Raw genomic sequence first — 1,012 nt, forward strand, 5'->3', positions numbered from 1 at the left:
GCCCTAAAGACAGACATCCTTCAGGGCTGAATGTTTATTGCATTTATATAAAAGGCCGTCTGAAACATTCAGACGGCCTTTTATTCACTTAATCAATTAAGCAAACGGATGGTGCAGAACGATGGTTTCTTCACGATCAGGACCGGTTGAAACAATAGCCACAGGCGCACCGCAAACTTCTTCAATACGTTTCAGATAAGCTTTAGCGTTTTCAGGCAGCTTGTCGTACTCTTTCACGCCAAAAGTCGACTCGCTCCAACCCGGCATGGTTTCGTAAATCGGTTTGCAGGTTTCCACCGCATCAGAGCCGCAAGGCAGAATGTCGGTTTTGCTGCCATCAGGCAATTCATAACCTACACAGATATTGATGTTTTTAATACCATCCATCACGTCCAGCTTGGTAATGCACATGCCAGAAATGCCGTTAACTTGAATAGAGCGTTTCAGAGCAGCTGCGTCAAACCAGCCACAACGACGCGCACGACCGGTTACAGAACCGAACTCATGGCCGCGCTCTGCCAAACCTGCGCCCACTTCGTCAAACAATTCAGTCGGAAATGGACCGGAACCCACACGGGTGGTATAGGCTTTAACGATACCCAAAACGTAATCCAGCATTTGCGGACCTACGCCTGCACCGGCAGAAGCGGCACCAGCCAAGCAGTTGGAGGAAGTTACAAACGGATAAGTACCGTAGTCGATATCCAGCAACGTACCTTGCGCGCCTTCAAACAACAGGCTTTCGCCTTTGCGGTTTTTCTCGTTCAAAACACGGGAAACATCGGTAATCATCGGCGTAATGCGCGGTGCAACTTTTTCAATGACCGCCATCACGTCTTCAAGTTTTACCGGCTCGGCATGGTGCAGGTGTTGCAACTGAACATTGTAATAAGCCAAAACGGCTTCCAGTTTTTCAACCAGTTTTTCAGGGTGCAACAAGTCCACCACGCGAATCGCGCGACGAGCAACTTTATCTTCATAAGCCGGGCCGATGCCGCGACCGGTTGTACCA

At 49.3% G+C, this 1,012-nt stretch carries 1 protein-coding gene; it reads right to left on the minus strand.

What is annotated here, in order from left to right; genetic code table 11:
• Positions 1–96: 96 nt before the first annotated feature.
• A partial coding sequence (locus ACTHUM_RS15175; protein WP_440403311.1) for an adenylosuccinate synthase occupies positions 97–1,012 on the minus strand: 916 nt, incomplete at its 5' end.

Source organism: Neisseria sp. P0021.S006 (assembly GCF_051956895.1).